Raw genomic sequence first — 18146 nt, 5'->3', positions numbered from 1 at the left:
TTATACACTAGTTAAAGGCAATTCGCTTTTGTTAACGGGTCAGAATGTAAAATACTCTGGTCCGTATAAATAGAACCTGTGCCCTACCTTTTTTTAGAGCTTGGCAGATACCAGATTTTCTTCATATATTTTTAGATTGTTGTAGACGATTCTAAGTAGCGGTGTCTCAACTTCTTGCTCCTTAGCCAGTTTAAGCAGATAACCTTGCAAGTGATCCGCCTCTACATATAATCCTTTTTCCATGTCGCGAAGCATAGATGATTTTGTTTTATAGCCCTGCTTCTCAAATGTTACCATCCACTTTTCCAAAATATCTGAAGCGATCGGAGCATCCACTGCCTCCATAACCGCTATACATTCCCGAAACAACTGTTCAACCAATTCCATTCCATTGGGTGCTTCCTTAATAGGTCCTACTGATGATTTCATTAAGGTAGTGATACCAGATAATGTAGTGATGTACAGATATTTATGCCATGCTTCTGTCTGAATCTGTTCCGAAAGATCAAATTGCGCATTGGCATCCGCAAAAAACTCCTGTATTTTCTGAACACGTTCTGATGTCCCACCATTCCATTCCCCATATGCCAGACGGTGTACTTTACTGGTCTGAATGACATCTCCCTCTTGATTTAGCGTGGATTCAATAAAACAAAGCCCTCCCAACACCCGATCTGCTCCGAAACGTTGTTGCAAGCGTTCCATATGTGCCATTCCATTTAACAACGGCATAATCAGGGTCTCTTCTCCCACATATGGAGCCATATCCTCCATGATTTGATCGAGATGATACGCTTTGGGTGATAGTATAATCAAATCAAAAGCTTCTGAATTTTCACCAGCCACTAATAATAGTGGGGTAAGCGTAGCGTCACCATGCACGCTTTCGATGCGAAGGCCTCTCGCTTCAAGCTGTTTCTTCCGTCCTGAACGCACTAAAAATGTGATATCTTTCTTTGCTTCCAATAAGCGCCCTCCATAATAGCCTCCAACCGCCCCAGCACCAACCATTAGAATTCTCATCACTTAGCCCCCGTTTCCCATTTCCTCGAATTAGAACATGCCAGTTTCGCCTGTTAGTATTACGTTTCATTGTAGCCGCTGGTACTAATGAAAAACAACCCTTTACCGCACAATGGCAAAGGGTTGAAACTTACAGTCTTTCTAGCGATCTGCACCAATAATTTGGCTGACCTTATCAAATCCATCCTGTTTCATCAACTGATACAAACGTGCATTAATCTCGCCAGGAGCTCCTGGTCCGATATAGATCATACTCGTATAGATTTGAACCATACTTGCTCCAGCGCGCATCATACGATAAGCGTCATCACCGGTAAAAATACCGCCCACTCCGATGATCGGCAGCTTATCGCCCACTTCCTGATAAATATCACGCACAACTTCCAGTGCTCGCGGGAACAACATTGGTCCACTCAGACCACCTGTCTGTTCCGCCAGTTGGCGATTTGTAACATGTTCTCTGGATAGTGTAGTGTTCGTAGCGATTAATCCGTCCATGCCTTCTTCCAGAGCAACTTGTACGACGTCCTTCATCTGTTCATCAGACATATCAGGCGCTACTTTTAGCAAAATCGGCTTTCTTTTTGCTCCGTTTTTCTCCAGTTCATCTGCCTTTTGACGGATGGTACGAAGTAAATGGCGCAAGCTGTCTACTTGTTGCAAGTCACGTAAGTTAGGAGTGTTAGGTGAGCTTACATTAATTCCAAAGTAATGACCGTAGGGATACAAAGCTTCCAAGCATTTTTCATAGTCACTAGCGGCTTTTTCATTAGGTGTTAGCTTGTTTTTCCCGATGTTAATACCTACTGGCATCGCCGTATCTTGGTAGTGAGCAAGATTTTTGGCTACAATCTGAGTACCGGAGTTATTAAAACCCATACGGTTAATAATGGCATCATCTTCAACTAAACGAAAGAGGCGTGGTTTGTCATTACCTGGCTGAGCCAACGGAGTTATCGTTCCTACTTCTACATGTCCAAAACCAACATGAGCAAGCGGTCGATATACTTCTGCGTTTTTGTCAAATCCAGCAGCTAGTCCCACTGGATTAGGGAATACAATATCCCAAACCTTGTTAGCCAAATGGGGATTCTTATAGCCGTACAGAGAGTCTAGTACTTTGTTTCCTAAAGGTACGCTATCTGCAAGCTTTAGTCCCATGATTGCATTCTCGTGTGCCTTCTCAGGGTCCATTTTGAATACCCATTTTTTCAGGTGCTTATACATAGTTGCCTCTCCACTCCTAACGCATATTCTGTTCTCAATATTTGAGAATACCATAAACATTCTTGTTTGGATAGAAAGAATGCATAAAAAAGATCGTCCTCTTCCTACCATAGTGGAGAAAACCAGCTTCTCTTTTCACCCTTCGCTAAAAGTCTTCGCCCCGCAAGGGGTCGGACTGTCCGCTCCGCACTATTCCTCGGGGAAGCTCACAACGATGTATTCACTGTAAGACTTGCTGGGGTTCGCTTCTTACTCCCGATGAATAGTGCTCCGCTGGGTCGGGCTTCGCCAAGACGCTCTTTGTGAAAAGAGAAGCTGGTTTTTGCAGGCTGTTGGTGTTGTTATTGTTATTGTTATTGTTATTGTTATTGTTATTGTTATTGTTATTGTTTTTTCACCGAAGCTGTTAGCAGAAGAAGCAATCCTATAAAAAAATGCCATACCTTTTGACAAAAAGTATGGCACCTTACAGCATCATATTCTCTTATTTACTGCTTACCAATAATGCTTCTTCCAGCTCACTGTATGGCAAATTGTGCGCTTCGGCAACCGCCTTGAACGTTACGTGACCGTTAATAACGTTCACACCTTTCGCCAAAGCAGCATTGCTTCTGATGGCATCCAGATAACCCTTGTTAGCTAATTGGACAGCGTACGGCACCGTTACGTTCGTTAGTGCAAGCGTAGAAGTACGCGCTACTGCTCCAGGCATGTTGGCTACTGAATAGTGGATAACGCCATGTTTCTCGTAAGTTGGTTGATCATGGGTAGTAATGCGATCGACGGTTTCAATCGAACCACCTTGGTCGATCGCTACGTCTACGATTACAGAACCAGGAGACATCGATTTTACCATTTCTTCTGTTACCAAACGAGGGGCGCGTGCTCCAGGAATTAATACAGCTCCCACTAGCAAATCAGCTTTTTTCACTGCGTTGGCAATGTTAAAGCTATTGGAAATAAGCGTATGAATACGTCCATCGAACTGATCATCTAGCTGGCGTAGACGATCTGCACTGATATCTAAAATTGTAACATTTGCACCTAATCCTAATGCCATCTTAGCTGCATTCGTCCCAACGATACCACCACCGACAATTACTACCTCGCCTTTTGGAACGCCCGGTACGCCACCAAGTAACACACCTTTACCACCGTATGGCTTCTCCAGGAACTGAGCTCCGATTTGAACAGACATTCGTCCCGCAACTTCAGACATTGGCATTAAAAGTGGCAAGGAGCCATTTGGCATTTGAATGGTTTCGTAGGCAATAGCGATTACTTTTTTATCCACAAGTGCTTTCGTCAGCTCTGGTTCTGGCGCTAAGTGCAGGTACGTGAAAAGAATTTGTCCTTCACGGAAGTAACCGTATTCAGAAGAAAGTGGCTCTTTTACCTTCATAACCATGTTTGCATTCCAGGCGTCACTTGCTGTTGGAACAATCTTTGCTCCCACTGCTTCATATTCTTTATCGGTGAAACCGCTTCCAATTCCAGCGGTTGTTTCTATCAATACTTCATGTCCATTTTGCACCAAAGCTGTAACGCCTGCAGGTGTAATTGCGACGCGATTTTCGTTGTTTTTAACCTCTTTTGGAATTCCAATTATCATGACTATTCCTCCTTAAAATGCACCGCTAATATCTTCCTTTTTTTAGTGTAACAGCGATTCGCTTCAAGCAAAATTAGTGATTTTTTTGAGAAATTGTTGACTAATTTGTGAATTTTCACAAATACGCCTTATTTTATTCATATCTTCAACAGTTTCAGATCTGCGTACAGACTAAATCGATCATTGGGATCGTCCAGATTATACCCCGTAATTTCTTCGATTCGCTTTAGGCGATAGCTTAACGTATTAATATGGATATGGAGCTGTGAAGCTGTGACATTTACTTTCCCTACGTGATCAAGAAATACTTCCAATGTCTCCATCAGATTCGTTTGATTCTCCCTGTCATATGCCAAAAGCTTGCCTAAGCCTTCATTCGTATAACCTTGTGCATCATTAATTAAATGCATATGTGCAAGCATGCGATACAAACCTAACTTGTTATAATGAATAAGATGTCTAGTCTCTCGTGGAAATTGGCGTTTGACTTGAACCATTTGCAATGCCTCCTGATAACTTTGTCTGCTATCAGTCAGCGTCTGTACAGGTCTTCCACAACCAACAAATACATTTTCTTCTCCAAATTTATCTACAATCTTGGAAAATGCCTCTTCCATAAACTGATCGACAAGCTGTAATAGGGTACCATCATTACACTGTCCCCCTTTTCGTGAACAGATCAGTAGAATTACCTGTGAACCGTCTGTTACGTTATATACCTTATCTCGCATCAATAAAGGGTACAACAACTGGGTTAGCTGCTCTCCCTGCGGTTCTGTTATATCAACCACACTTATCAGAAAAGGCGGGGGTATTTCCATTTGTAGTTTGGCAGCTTTTTGTAACAGAAGGGATTCATCACGGTGACTCCCTAACAGTAGCTCCCACAAAAACTCCTTGCGTCTACCTTCCTCTGCCTTTCGTTTACCCTGTCGTTGCAAGAACAATGGAACGGCTGCCTTCGCTGCCTGCCGTAATATTTCGTCATCTTCACTCGTTAAAGGTCGATTTACTTCCTGAGCCCAAATGTATCCAAGTATATCCGATCCTCTGCGAATGGCAATCGCTACTCGCTGTCCAAGACCAATTTCTACCTTCTCTGGAATATGAACAGGATCAACTTGACTAAACAAATGCTGAAATACGCCATCTTTCCATAGGCGAGTCAATACTTTCTCAGGAACTCTGCGCCCCATAATCGTTGACCATCGTGCTTGATCCGTACTTTCACTATGAGAACTGTAAGCAAGCAGTCGGTGATCCATATCTTCAATGGTAACGGGATTCTGTAACAATTCACCTATGACATCTGCTAACTCATTTATGTCACTGTGTTGATGTTGATCGAAATATCCATGTGGCACGTATTTTCCCCACCTAACCTTTACTTGATCTCACCATTATTATAGCGAAAAAAGTATCCTTACCGCTACGAATTCATACGGAATTCCTGCATGTCCAGCCATGAAAACATCTTGATTGTATATTGTTCCATATAGGGACTATCAAATAGGTGAGTAGCACCCTCAGCCAGCCACAGTTCATACGTTTTATCTCTGTTTTTCAATTCATTCGCTAAACGGACTGCATGTTCTATTCCTACATTTTCATCTTCCGTTCCGTGTATGATTAAGACAGGACAACTAATATCCTCCGTATAATTAATTGGTGAGCGAATATCATATCCTTCACTCTCCTGATCTGGTTCTCCCACCAGCTTCACGAGCAAAGGGCGTAGGTCTTTTCGTTCTTCATACGTTAGATACATATCGCTAACGCCACTCCATACAACAACAGATGCATAGCGATCTGGAATCATTGCTGCTCGTAGCGCCATCATCCCACCACGTGAAAAACCGTATAAGTGAATCCGGCTGTCATCAACCCAAGACATTTCATGCAGTAGCTCATAAGCTACGTGAACGTCCTCCATATCGTCTCCACCGAATTCATCTTTGCCTGTTCCTCCCTGATTGCCACGATAATGAGGAGCAAGGACCGTGTATCCAAAAGCAGCCATCTGAGAAATGCGTAATGGATTAACTTGTCCAACCTTTTTGTAGCCGCCACGACAATATAAAATAGCCGGAGATTTCGTCTGCTCTCCTAACGCATCAGATTCACTATTGCTATGTATAGCCAATAGCGCCTTCACTTGAAAAGAACCACTCTTATATTGAATCGTGTATAGATTAACGCCATCTACGAGCTGTTTTTCCTCTCGTACAGCAGTTATTATTCCCTCCATGTCTGTAAGTAACCTTATGACTATCGGTTGTTGCACGATCCATTTCCCTCCATATCCAACTTGCTGGACCTTAACGAGTTCGTAGACAAAAAATGTGCTTCTTTTTCATGCGTATCAGGATGAGAAGCTCCGCAGTTTATTCTTTCCGATACAGTAACAAGAAAAGAGGAACCATTATAGTTCCTCTTCCCGTTGTATAACATCGCTGTAATTAATATCCGCGTTTGTTTTGTTTTTTATTAATTGTAGCCAAGTTTTCTTCGCTGTGCTTCATCCACTTTTTCAGCTTGTCTTCAAATGAGTCCTTTGGATTTTCGCGCTTATTGAAACCACGATCGCCGCCACGATTTCCACCGCGGAATCCGCCACGGTCTCCACCACGCTCTTTTTGCTCATCGCGGGCTTCACGTTCTGGTGCTGGCATAGCCGCACGAACGGAAAGGGAGATCTTACCTGCATCATCGATGGAGAGAACCTTTACTTTTACACTATCTCCAACGGAAAAGTGTTCATTGATATCCTTCACAAAACCATTAGCAACCTGGGAGATGTGAACTAACCCTTGTTGCGTTTCGTTTACAGCAACAAACATACCAAACGGTTTAATTGCCGTCACTTTTCCTTCAATGATGCTTCCAACTTCAACTGCCATCCATTTTGCACTCCTTTTATCTTTTCACCAAGTGTCGAGAAACCCATTTTTTATACAGGCTCATTTTATAAGTATAGCAGAGAAAGCGATTCAATGAAAAGCCCATTCTATTGGAATTATGCTAATACCAGTTCCGGTTGATTCAAGTAAAGCTGGTATGCATCGGACGCCATGACTAATTCTTCATCAGTAGGGATTACCATAATTTTCACAGGAGAGTAAATACTGTTAATAAATCCTTCTCCTTTATGATTACGGTTAACATCTTTATCTACAATGATTCCAGCGTATTCTAGACCGTTACAAACCAATTGGCGAGTAAGGACACTATTTTCACCAACACCTGCAGTAAAGATGATTCCATCAATACCATTCAGACGAGCAAGGTATAGTCCAATGAAGTCTTTCAAGCGTTGTGTAAATATTTCCATAGCAACTTTCGCTTGCTCATTTCCTTCATCAATTGCTTTTTCAACATCACGCAAATCGCTGGAAACACCGGATAGTCCTAATAGACCACTCTTTTTGTTCAGAATATCCATAGCGCCTTTTGTATCGATTTGTTCAATATCTGCAATGTATGGAAGGATACCTGGGTCAATATTACCACTACGTGTACCCATCATTACACCAGCAAGAGGTGTCATTCCCATGGATGTATCAATAGATTCACCGTAGCGAACAGCTGTAATACTTGCCCCGCTACCAATATGGCAAGAAATCAGGCGAAGTTTTTCTTTTGGTGTACCAAGCATCTGCTCTGCACGTTGCACCACATAACGGTGAGAAGTTCCGTGGAAGCCGTATTTACGGATACCATACTTCTCATAGTATTCATATGGCAACGGATACAGATAAGATTGTGGTGGCATGGTTTGATGGAAAGCTGTATCAAAAACTGCTACATGAATTGCGTCTGGACGGCATTTTTGAGCAAGCTCAATACCCATCAAATTAACAGGATTGTGAAGAGGAGCAAAACGGGATAAATCACTAATTTTTTGCTTCACTTCGTCAGTAATAACAACGGATTCTTTAAAATCTTCTCCACCATGAACAACACGGTGTGAAACCATTGCGATATCATACTGCTTGTATTTGTCAAAAATGGTATTGATAGTTTTTTCATATTCATTCTGTTTAACTTCTTCGACAATGCCTTTATCCAAAACCTTGCGGGATGGCATTTCATACAACTTATATTTTACTGAAGAGCTTCCGCAGTTAAGAACAATTGCCATTTTTTTCTCTTGAGCTTTAAACTGTTGGTAATTTTCACCACTAGTAACAGGTATAACTACTTCTAGCTCCATACCGTTTTTCAAACCTGCTGCGTTAGCTTCATCTGTATCGATATGCATCTCCAGACGGAAATCTTTGTGAACACGGCAAAGCACGTTTTCAAAAACGATTGAACGTGCACCAGGAACCTCTACAGAAACGATTTGTTTATCTTTTACACCAAACGCTTTTGCTTCTTCTTCAGAGAAGTGAATATGACGGAATGCAATAATAACACCTTCACTGATGTTAATTGTCCCATTCGGCCCTTCAATTGTAATCCCTGGGCTACCTTTAATGTCACCAGAATCGCGTACAGGAGGCTCTACACCTAGAATAAAGCTGTCGGTACGAGATACTTCCAACTGAGTTGCTTTACGAACAGGTCCAAGTACACGAATTTTATTGATGCGACCTTTTGGCCCAATTACGTTTACTACCTCTTCCGCTGCATATTGTCCAACCTGCTTCAGGTCTTTTAATTTTTTCAGTTCGTGACCAGGACCAAATAATAAATCCAGATCCTTTTGCGATAAGTGGATGTGACGATTTGATATACCAACAGGTACCTTCATAATTTCTTTGACTCCCCTTCTTTTATCATTGTCTAAGTTGCATTTATTTTATATAGGATGGGTGATTCCTTAAATTTTATCATCAAAGAATCGAGAAATGTAATGAACACCTATGAATAACCTGTGATCGTTTTGTTACAACTATATTAACCTTTGCTTTTTGTTCACCCACACTAAAAATAGAATCATCAGAAGAATAGCGAATAATGCCCCAGAAAAATCCAATAATACGTCAGATACTAAAGAAGAGCGATCAGGAGTAAAAGATTGATGCCATTCGTCCAACACGGCAAGCAACAAGCTCACCAACAGACTCCAAGGAACCGCAACCTGTAAGGTAGTTGAATAGCGAAAGGTTTGAAATGCAAGGAATCCCAACGTCATAAAACCAAAAAAATGACCTGCTTTTCGTATAAAAAATTCCAGGACACCTTCAACACCATCGTTTTCTACACTTACCTCTTTGTCTACATACTGAAACGAGAGATTGCCTATCCTATCTTCTACTCTGTCGAGATTTACGTAATTTTTAAGATCGTCACGAATATCCTGCTGTCCATATGGTTGTGAAGATAGGATAAATTGAATGCATACACCGATGATCAGGAGTGTGAGATAGATGAGTGCTTTGCGATTCATAGTTCACCTCAATTATGCGCGTTATCTGTATCATTACATTATATACAAGATAAGAAAAACTTCTATCGAAGTCCTTTCGAAGAAGCTGGTTCTTCATAAGCGGATGTTTTTCATGCGTATCAGGAAGTGATCCTTTGAAGTTTATACTTTCTGATACAGTTAGAAAACTTGGCTTTGCCAAGCCTCTGGCGCGGGTAAAGCCTTAGTTGCACTTATGCAGCTAGGTATTTTTATAAATTCCTAGCTGTAAATGCTAAGGCTGCCCATTTATCTAGGCAGCCCATACTTTCTTTATTTGGTGACTGGTAAAAAGTCTTCCTGACGTAAGTGATCCCGATCGATTTTTCCTTGATCTTGCTTCACTTCTTTCTTCTTCGCTGAATAACGTTTGTGAGAACGTGCATGAACGCCTGCATGATTCCACCAGTTTGACCACATTACTCTGATCACCCTCATATACGGTATGATCCGCCCCAGTTGTTCACCTTGGCACAGCTCACGATAAATGGCAGTGACCATATAAAATAGGATGGAAGGGATACATAGCATACCTATTGCCATAACTGCAAAATAGGAACGTGAAAAATTGGTGCCTGTCCATCCCATTGCAAACGGAAAGAAAGAGACTAACATAATGACAGGCAATCCTACAATTATGTCCAAATATTCCCTTGTACCTGCTCTCCCTCTGTACGATTTAATTTCTGTTACATCACGTTCCTCTTGATGTTCATCCATTGAGGCAATTAAAGCAAGACCTTGTTGCCAGATTAAAGCTGCGATTGTCATTGTTCCTAATATAGCTGCATGGTTGGACGGTAAACTCCAAAAAGACAACGCAATCACGGCGGGAACGAGTGCCAACGGAGTCACTAGTATGACAGCGATTACCGTTTTTATCTTCTGTTTCAACATAAAAGCAGACAATACCGTGAGCAAGGAGGCCAGTCCTGCAAAGATAAGCAATGGGCCATTTTGCTCCCAGCCTTTTAATCGTCTTTCCTCTTTCCACTCTACATTAGGATCTACCAATTTGTACCCTACTGGCAGAACCAAATCGCCTCTTTCAATTTCATACTGTAACCCTGCAAAAATCATATCTGCATCTAACGGATACATAGCATCCGGTAGGTCAATAATATCTGCACTCACTTCAATTTTGTATAGACCATTCTCCTGAATAATGGCAGGCGGTATCGATTCCTCCACGATTTCAGCCAGATTCTTCAGGTGTTGCATACCTTTATCTGTCGGAATCATCACATGTTCAAATTGAACCAGATAATCAAGGTACCCTTTCGGATAACTGATGGTGACAGAACTATCTCGGACACCTTCGCGTAGTACTCCGATTTGTTGTGATTGGAGATATCCTTCCGCTCTGCTTTTCACCTCTTCTGGCTTTATTCCATAGCTCTCTACTATCCCCTCTTTTGGCTTTACGCGCATTTGCTTCAGTTTGGGATTTTCATTATTAGTAATGGATACAAGCTGCTTATTTGCCTGTCCCGATCCATTCTTCTCTTCCAATCGCTCCATTACAATATGAGATACTTCTTCTAATTTAGAAAATGATGGTCCTGTAAAAGTAAGGGTAACATCAGAAGTAGTTGCTTTACTTTGCCCGCTGTTCCCCTGGCTTTCCTGATACGTGCTACCAGGAACCAAAAGTAGAAGATCCGTTACTTCCTTTTTTATTTTATAGCTGCTCCTGGTCCAGGATTTCGAATCACTCCAATTGAGATGTAAGGTGATTTTCTCTTTAGCAACCTCCGAATACATATCGCGTAATTCCGGAATTTTTTTCAGGCTTTGTTCCGCTAGCGTTGCAGTCTGAACGGCTTCTGCTAACGTAGTCCCTTCTGGTAGCGACAATTTTTCTTCCCCATTGATATGATTGAGAGCTGTTGACTCCTGACGATCCCAGAGCAGCATTTTATCGATAGGAATAAAAACTATCAGTGAGTGATACAGGATGATGGTCACCCCGATTGCTATCGCATACGGCGTCCATCCTAGTTGCATACGTTTATACCAACTCTTCATCATCCATCCTTTAAGTGCTATAGTCCGCCTTCTCTGCGCAGATAGCTCAGAGGATAATGAGTTTCTGTCAGAAAGACGCAGCCATCTGCTAGCAAGCAAAGGTACGACATATAGATAACTAACCACCACTGCGATAATACCTATTGCTAAAAATGGCAAGGATGCCAGTAAAGCCGGCTTGCTCTCCACGTCCGTAATCGAACTGTACACCAATGGAAGAAAACTAAGTGGCACCATCACAACAGGTAAAAGTATGGCAGCTACTCTGCTCTTGGTCGCCATCCATATATGCGCCCAATTCCAGATTGTTATTCGCCCATATTTTTCAAACAACACCACCCCTGCCCCCATGAAAACAAAGCTCATCAGCGCGAGTGGACCGATAGAACCAAGATGTAATGGTATCCCAGTTAGGTATAAACCAATAAAAATGACTGCCAGTCCAGAAAAAATACCGATTAACGAAATCAAGCCAGCTCGCCATTGACGAAACCGATATGCAATCCAGCAAGAGATCAGCACGGAAACAAGTATGATGATGAAAAACAGTTGGGTAAAAAGATTGATCAGTTCTTGTCCAGCGTTCTGATAAATCTTAAACTGATACATTCCATTTGCCGACTGATTGATCAGTTCTACTTGGTGACGTAGCTCTTGTTGCAGGGTAAATAAAGAAGAACCTTTTGATTGATTCATCTTAAGCATGATTGTTGGCTCGCCTTTATATATCGTAAGTGCTTCTGCTGGCTCATCTCGCATATCTTTTACATCAATAAACTGACGTAGGGCAACCTCGCCCTTGGCAGTTTGAATTGGTAAACGTCCGATCTCCTCTATTGTATCCGGAGCACTTGACCATAAAAATGAGGTGGACTGTTCATTAGTAACAATCGTCCCCAGTTGCTCTGATTTGCCCATATTTTGAAGCTGAGAACTTACATCACCTGGCGTTAATTGATAGGCTTGAAGTGCCTCGGGTCGAAAAATCAATTCGACTTGATTGGCAAGTGTTGAACCAGATTTTTCTACACGTAGAACCCCAGGAATTTGTTCCAATTGTTTTATAATCTCACCATCAGCTATCTGATGTAAGGATGGGAGATCCATTCCCGTTAAATAAAACAGTGCAACTGGCTCTTCCGTAAAGCCTGACTGATTTACGGTAATACTGAACGATTCACCGAGCGAAGCTTTTAATGGCTCAATTTTCTCTTCTAGCTCTTCTTTAAAAAGCGAATCAAAGTGGTTTGTGTTATGGAGCTCTATTGAGGTTTGACCTGCACTGGTTGTACTTTTTACGTCTTCGATTGAAGATAGCTGCTCTATTTGTTTTATAAGTGGCTGGGTTACTTTCTCGTCCATTTCCTTTGCTGTTAAATCAGGATAGGTAGCTACAATCTGATAACGAGACCCTAGCCATTCAGGATACATCTGTAGAGAGAGTGAGTTAGCAGCTACTATACCTCCAATTAGAATGAACAGAACGATTCCATAGATCCAAGCTTTCAAGTTTTTACGAACCCATTTATTGTTCATGTTGCTTCACCTGAACGATTTGTTCATCCGATAAGTGGGAGATGCTTGATTTCACAATGGCTTCCCCCTCTTCTAGTCCCTCTACCACTTCATACAAATTACCTTGGACTGTGCCCAGCTTGACTCGTGCCTTAAAAATTCTGCCATCCACAATGGAAAAAATATATGGTCCTTCATCCTCTATGCCTACAGCAGATACAGGTACGTATACACTGCTCCCTGACTTATTAGCCAAACGCACAGTAACCTCCATTCCCGCATACCAGTCTTTTGGAGCTTCCTGCATACTTATCTCTACCTGATACATATTGCTTTTCTCGTCAGGTGTTGAAGACACATATTGAACCGTTCCTGGCAAAGCTTTGTTCGAACCAGCGACGACCATACTTTTCATTCCTTGTTTCCATTGACCTAGTTGACTTTGGCTCACCTGAAGATGTACTTCCCAATCACCTTCTTCCGTAATTGTCAGAAGGGTTTGACCTGGTCCAGATCGTTCTGATACACGCTGATTAATATCGGCTATCACACCTGAAACAGGTGCAACTACTTTTGAATCCTTTAAATCTTGCTCTGCTTTGATTACCCCAGCTTGTGCCTGCTTAATGCCTGCATCTAACGATATTCTTTGTGCAGGATCAAGCCCTTGATTTATTTTTTTAAATCCATTTTCAGCTTCGCGTAAGCCAAGCGTAGCGTTAGACTCTTCCTGCTTTAGCTTATCAAGCTCATTTCTTGTAATAACACCGCTCTCGAATAACTTTTCGCCTTTTTCTCTTTCCGCTACAGCAGTGCTAAGCTTTTGCTTCGCTCCCTCTATACGCAGTTCCTGTTCTCTTACATCGTGTTGATTCGCACCCAGTTGCCCCTTCTCTCTCTCAGCACTAGCCTGATCCAGTCGGGACTTAGCTACAGAAATATCCTGTTGCCATGCAGTTGTATTTAGACTGGCCAAAAGTTGACCTGCCCCTACACGGTCTCCTTTTTTCACATGTATCTGAGCGATTTGCCCACTTACTCCAAAGGAAACATCAATTTGGTTAGGGGGAGCTACATTTCCTATGACTCCCTGGTCGCTGTTATTTTCTATACTAGTAACCACATAGCTTGTGACTACAGGGGGTTTTGGTTCTGATTCATATGAAAAAGATCGCATCTGACTTTCCGATGAATCTATTTCTGACTGCAACATATCGCAACCAGTTATGGAGATAGCCAAAAACAAACTGGAAATGAGTAACCTTCTCTTCATTACCTTTATCCTCCTTCTAAAAGAAAAAGTGTAACGTACGTCTAGGACGCTACCTTACACGGACTAGCCGTTCATTTGGAAAAACGTTTTTTATTAGTCAAAAAATTATGTATTTTACAAACCTATTATATTCCCCAATCGTAGTAATGAAAAGAAAATCCTTTACATCTGCCATATGACACATGTTTTCGCATTTATGAGAAAACAACGGTAGCCCTGGTTCAGACTTACCGCTCTTTTCGTTTTGCCATTTTATTGGCTATATTGTCTTCCTTGTATCTTTGAACAATTAGCAGAAAGTGTTTATAGTCCTTTGTATAAGGATATATATAAATCAATATCTTTTTTCAGCCAGTTGCTATAATCTTTCACTTTATAAACCTCCCATTCATCCAGTTTAATGGGGTTTTGTACACCAACAAAAACGTCGTTTGGATACTGTCGATCGATATAAAGTACAATATCTTTTCTAGGAAATGCATTTTCACCCACTTCTGGAATATAGGGGGTCTGTATAATTCTAATATAGGTATAGTCGTTCTGACTGGTTCCTTCTTCCTGGCTTTCTTGAAGGAATTCTAATTCTCGTTCGTTTTTCACCACTATATTCTCATCACTTTTTCGATATGTAAGACGAAATAAATCTATAGCATTTACTAAAATCCCCATATTTTGTGATGGTTTTGTGAAAGCAAAAATGTCATGTCCTCTTTGTACAATAAGTTTTTCAACGTTAGATTTATTCGCTTGTTCTTCTTCAGATGTTGTTTCTCTCTGATGAATTTCTCCTTGGGCAGAAACTGCACAGCCACTTACTATTCCAACCAAAACCAGTAAGAGGAAAATTTTTTTCATTACTACACACCTTTCGATCATATTTCGCTATCTAGTTTTTTCTCTCGTCGCTTCCTTCCACTTGCTTGTAATCGCTAGCTGAACGAAGAGGGATTTCTTTAAGGAAAAGAGTGAAGATAACAGCTACAGCCATAACGATTGCCCCCGCTAAAAATGTGCTGGTTAGCCCATAACTAAAGGTTTCACGGACCATATCAACCATTTTTGTTGCAATTTCCTGATACTCTAGCGGTAATTGACTTTGAATCTCTGCTAACTTAGGTTGATCAAGCAGTGTCTCCGGATTCATCAGCTTTTTAAACTGTTCGGCATAAGTGGGATCTATTTGTGCCTGATTTATTTGATTGCCTGAAGCAAGCATCTCCTGCATTTTCCCTGCCATGCGCGAGCTCATTACGGTTCCAAACACAGCAATACCAATCGTACTTCCCAAAGAACGGAACAACTGTGACGATGCCGTAACAACCCCCAATTCCTTCGGATGAGCGGCATTTTGAACCGTTAAGGAAATGACCGGCATGCTAACGCCAAGCCCAATACCGAAAATACACATATAGATGATTATGAAGTAAATAGGAGTGTCCAGATTGATAAAGTGCAAGAGAGACATCGCAATAGTCATAATCGTTAGTCCGGCAATCGCCATCATTTTATATTTGCCCCTCTTTGAGATAACTTGACCTGCAATACCAGTAACCACAGCCATCATAATTGACATCGGCATCATGATATATCCGGAATAAGTCGGAGAAACCCCTTTCACTCCCTGCACAAAAAACGGAACATAAATCATCGCTCCCATCATACCTGCACCTAACAAAAATCCTGCCATATTGGATACCGTAACAATACTGTTTTTAAACAATGAAAGTGGAAGAACAGGGCTTTTTACTTTTGTTTCGATTACGAGAAAAATAACGAGTGTAACTGCTGCACTACCAAACAATCCAAGAATTTGCCATGATATCCAGGCGAATTTTCCAGGACCATTTCCTGCCAAAGAAAATGCAAGTAGTAAAGAAACGATGGTAAGCGTTAAAAATATTGATCCAAAATAATCGATCGACTCCCCGGGTTTACGATCTACTCTAGGGAACATCTTTAAAATCATGATAAAAGCAACAACTCCCAAGGGAAGAAAAACCCAAAACACCCAGTGCCAATCAAAATGATCGACCACGTATCCACCTAAAGCAGGACCGAATACACTGGATAAACCAAATACTCCGCTTAGAATACCAGTCCAACGTGCTCGTTCCCTTGGAGCATACAGGTCTCCAACCGCCATGAACGCCGTTGACATAATAATCCCAGCCCCCATGCCTGATATACCTCTGTACGCAATTAGTTCAAAGATATTTGTGGAAAAACCGGATAAAACTGCACCTATCATAAAAAAACCGATCCCAAATAAAATAAATGGCTTACGACCATAAATGTCTGACAGCTTTCCAACGAGCACTGTAGCCACAGTCGAGGTTAACATATAAATAGAAATGGCCCACGTATAGTAGTCCATTCCACCAAGCTTTGAAATAATCCTCGGCATCGCCACACCAATAATAGTCTGATTAATTGCCGAGAAAAATAAGGCAACTAGAATGGCAATCATTATCATCCCTTTACGTTTATCAGTCAGATGCTCCATTCTTCTCCTCCTCTTGAACTTTTTCAATATTCCCTGATATTTGCTCGAATATTCTAACGATATGTTCAAGATCCGTTTCTGATATGTCGTTACAAATCATTTTCATCTTATTTCTGCCTTCTTTACGCAGCAAGTTCAATGTTTCTTTTCCAGTAGGGGTAATCTCGAGATAAACGACTCTACGGTCCTCTTCATCTCGGTATCGGTTTATATAGCCGTTAGCGATCAGTTTGTCAGATAAGCTCGTTACAGCGCCTGGAGTTAAGTCTATTGCTTCTGCTAATTCCGTCATTTTTTTCGCTCCGTTTTTTTCTAAAAACCACATAATATACGACTGTGAACCAGGAAAGTACTCGGCAAATATTTTTTTCCATATCAAATTCAAGTTTCTTGATACGTGCCAATACAATCCCTCGAATTTATTAAATTGATCTTTTTCCTCCAACATCATCACTCCTTTACTTCAACATCGAAATCGTTTTATTTATTGAATATTTCAATGATTAAAATAATATAAGTTATTTGTGTCATGAGTCAATATTTTTTTGGATAAAAATAGTATTCAATACTCGTACATGTAACATCAGTGGTTAAAACCATCTTATCCTTACAATAAGAAAAGCCATTCTCTCCATTGCAGTGTGATTCGTTCACCTGCATGGCTAAAATGGCTTATTCCATATAATTTTCGGCTATTACTTCTATTTAAACTCTTATTTACAAGCTACTTTTCGAAGATGTTCTACATCCCAAAGGTAATCAATAGCATCTGCAACCGTCTCTACTTCATAACGGGCCGCTTTCTTCACCTCAGGGTAACTATGTGACATCGCGAAGCTATGTTGGACCAGCATCATCATCGATACATCATTGAAGGCATCACCCGCACATGCGCACTCCTCAGGCTCGATTTTAAGCGTTTCGAGCAGGATCTGCAAACCGTTACCCTTGCTGACGTTATGTGGCATATAATCGATGCAATCCTTGTCAGCAATGTAAGAAACATAAGGATCTGATACCTGCTCACTTATATGTGTTCACAGTTCTAAGATTTGATCCAATTCTCCAATGAAGCTGATCTTTCCTGGTACATTCTGCTCATTAATCTTCTCCCATAAATCTGGATCATGGATGAGTGGAACTAACAATCTATCAGCTACAGATGCGGTATGTTTAGTGATTTTAGTGGTATAGATATTTTGTCCAATAGAAACCTGACAAGCAAAATCAAATGGTTTCCCCGCTTCATAAATCTTTTTCGCTGTACGCAAAGAGAAGGCTGCCTCGTACAAAAGCTTGCCATTCTTATCAAAGACATATGCACCATTCTGGCTGATTCGATGCACGGGAAATCCTAGCTGGTTAGCAACATCAAGGATCTCGTCATCCTGTCTTCCAGTTGCAATGCAGATTTCTACACCTTGATCATGCAAGTTGTTTAATGCTGCTTTATCCTCTTCACTCACACCAATCTGACCTTGAAACAATGTACCATCCAGATCACTAACAAACATTTTAATCAACTCTGACATTCCCCTCTGTCTGAACTAGG

General features: G+C 41.2%; 12 protein-coding genes and 3 pseudogenes. All 15 read right to left on the bottom strand.

Translation table 11 applies throughout. From position 1 onward, the window contains the following. Nucleotides 1–93 precede the first annotated feature (93 nt). On the bottom strand, nt 94–1023 hold the full coding sequence (panE, locus tag LM917_RS06645; protein ID WP_232696704.1) for a 2-dehydropantoate 2-reductase: 930 nt from the start codon (nt 1021–1023) through the stop codon (nt 94–96). A 141-nt stretch (nt 1024–1164) separates the two neighbouring features. Next, nucleotides 1165–2250, bottom strand: coding sequence for a quinone-dependent dihydroorotate dehydrogenase (locus LM917_RS06640; RefSeq protein WP_232696703.1), 1086 nt, complete (start codon nt 2248–2250; stop codon nt 1165–1167). Nucleotides 2251–2734: 484 nt separating this feature from the next. Next, nucleotides 2735–3862: an alanine dehydrogenase gene (gene ald, locus LM917_RS06635; RefSeq protein ID WP_232696702.1), complete on the bottom strand. Its 1128-nt coding sequence runs from the start codon at nt 3860–3862 to the stop codon at nt 2735–2737. Nucleotides 3863–3999: 137 nt separating this feature from the next. Then, nucleotides 4000–5226 (bottom strand): PucR family transcriptional regulator, encoded by a 1227-nt coding sequence (locus LM917_RS06630; protein ID WP_232696701.1) that lies wholly within the window; start codon nt 5224–5226, stop codon nt 4000–4002. 65 nt (nt 5227–5291) lie between these two features. Then, entirely contained in the window at nt 5292–6110 is an 819-nt protein-coding gene (locus tag LM917_RS06625) for an alpha/beta hydrolase family protein (RefSeq protein ID WP_232696861.1), read from the bottom strand. Between the two features lie 211 nt (nt 6111–6321). Further along, nucleotides 6322–6771 (bottom strand): annotated as a pseudogene (locus LM917_RS06620) (S1 RNA-binding domain-containing protein); the annotation flags it as partial. Between the two features lie 107 nt (nt 6772–6878). Then, nucleotides 6879–8003, bottom strand: coding sequence for an acetate/propionate family kinase (locus LM917_RS24755; protein WP_232696860.1), 1125 nt, complete (start codon nt 8001–8003; stop codon nt 6879–6881). 69 nt (nt 8004–8072) lie between these two features. After that, nucleotides 8073–8618, bottom strand: a pseudogene (pduL, locus tag LM917_RS24750) (phosphate propanoyltransferase); the annotation flags it as partial. Between the two features lie 141 nt (nt 8619–8759). Continuing rightward, nucleotides 8760–9257, bottom strand: coding sequence for a VanZ family protein (locus LM917_RS06605; protein WP_232696699.1), 498 nt, complete (start codon nt 9255–9257; stop codon nt 8760–8762). Between the two features lie 291 nt (nt 9258–9548). Then, the gene (locus LM917_RS06600; RefSeq protein ID WP_232696698.1) at nt 9549–12839 is read right to left on the bottom strand and encodes an efflux RND transporter permease subunit; all 3291 of its coding nucleotides are present in this window, start codon (nt 12837–12839) and stop codon (nt 9549–9551) included. After that, nucleotides 12829–14091 carry an efflux RND transporter periplasmic adaptor subunit gene (locus LM917_RS06595; RefSeq protein WP_232696697.1) on the bottom strand — a complete coding sequence of 421 codons (1263 nt, stop codon included), beginning with the start codon at nt 14089–14091 and terminating at the stop codon, nt 12829–12831. Before LM917_RS06595 ends, LM917_RS06600 begins: the two co-directional genes overlap by 11 nt. A 303-nt stretch (nt 14092–14394) precedes the next feature. Continuing rightward, the gene (locus LM917_RS06590; RefSeq protein WP_232696696.1) at nt 14395–14946 is read right to left on the bottom strand and encodes a membrane lipoprotein lipid attachment site-containing protein; all 552 of its coding nucleotides are present in this window, start codon (nt 14944–14946) and stop codon (nt 14395–14397) included. Nucleotides 14947–14977: 31 nt separating this feature from the next. Next, on the bottom strand, nt 14978–16594 hold the full coding sequence (locus LM917_RS06585) for an MDR family MFS transporter (protein ID WP_232696695.1): 1617 nt from the start codon (nt 16592–16594) through the stop codon (nt 14978–14980). After that, nucleotides 16578–17039 carry a MarR family winged helix-turn-helix transcriptional regulator gene (locus LM917_RS06580; protein WP_232696694.1) on the bottom strand — a complete coding sequence of 154 codons (462 nt, stop codon included), beginning with the start codon at nt 17037–17039 and terminating at the stop codon, nt 16578–16580. Before LM917_RS06580 ends, LM917_RS06585 begins: the two co-directional genes overlap by 17 nt. Before the next feature lie 268 nt (nt 17040–17307). Further along, nucleotides 17308–18108, bottom strand: a pseudogene (locus LM917_RS06575) (HAD family hydrolase). Nucleotides 18109–18146 lie beyond the last annotated feature (38 nt).

The organism is Brevibacillus daliensis (assembly GCF_021245735.1).
GTDB lineage: Bacteria > Bacillota > Bacilli > Brevibacillales > Brevibacillaceae > Brevibacillus_B > Brevibacillus_B daliensis.
The sequence above is the reverse complement of the archived record's forward strand: the minus strand, read 5'-3'. Positions and strand labels throughout refer to the sequence as shown.

Bases quoted from the DNA above. Each gene is read 5' to 3' on its own strand.
- panE (WP_232696704.1), bottom strand. From the start codon at position 1,023: ATGAGAATTCTAATGGTTGGTGCTGGGGCGGTTGGAGGCTATTATGGA.
- LM917_RS06640 (WP_232696703.1), bottom strand. From the start codon at position 2,250: ATGTATAAGCACCTGAAAAAATGGGTATTCAAAATGGACCCTGAGAAG.
- ald (WP_232696702.1), bottom strand. From the start codon at position 3,862: ATGATAATTGGAATTCCAAAAGAGGTTAAAAACAACGAAAATCGCGTC.
- LM917_RS06625 (WP_232696861.1), bottom strand. From the start codon at position 6,110: ATGGAGGGAATAATAACTGCTGTACGAGAGGAAAAACAGCTCGTAGAT.
- LM917_RS24755 (WP_232696860.1), bottom strand. From the start codon at position 8,003: ATGGCAATTGTTCTTAACTGCGGAAGCTCTTCAGTAAAATATAAGTTG.
- LM917_RS06605 (WP_232696699.1), bottom strand. From the start codon at position 9,257: ATGAATCGCAAAGCACTCATCTATCTCACACTCCTGATCATCGGTGTA.
- LM917_RS06600 (WP_232696698.1), bottom strand. From the start codon at position 12,839: ATGAACAATAAATGGGTTCGTAAAAACTTGAAAGCTTGGATCTATGGA.
- LM917_RS06595 (WP_232696697.1), bottom strand. From the start codon at position 14,091: ATGAAGAGAAGGTTACTCATTTCCAGTTTGTTTTTGGCTATCTCCATA.
- LM917_RS06590 (WP_232696696.1), bottom strand. From the start codon at position 14,946: ATGAAAAAAATTTTCCTCTTACTGGTTTTGGTTGGAATAGTAAGTGGC.
- LM917_RS06585 (WP_232696695.1), bottom strand. From the start codon at position 16,594: ATGGAGCATCTGACTGATAAACGTAAAGGGATGATAATGATTGCCATT.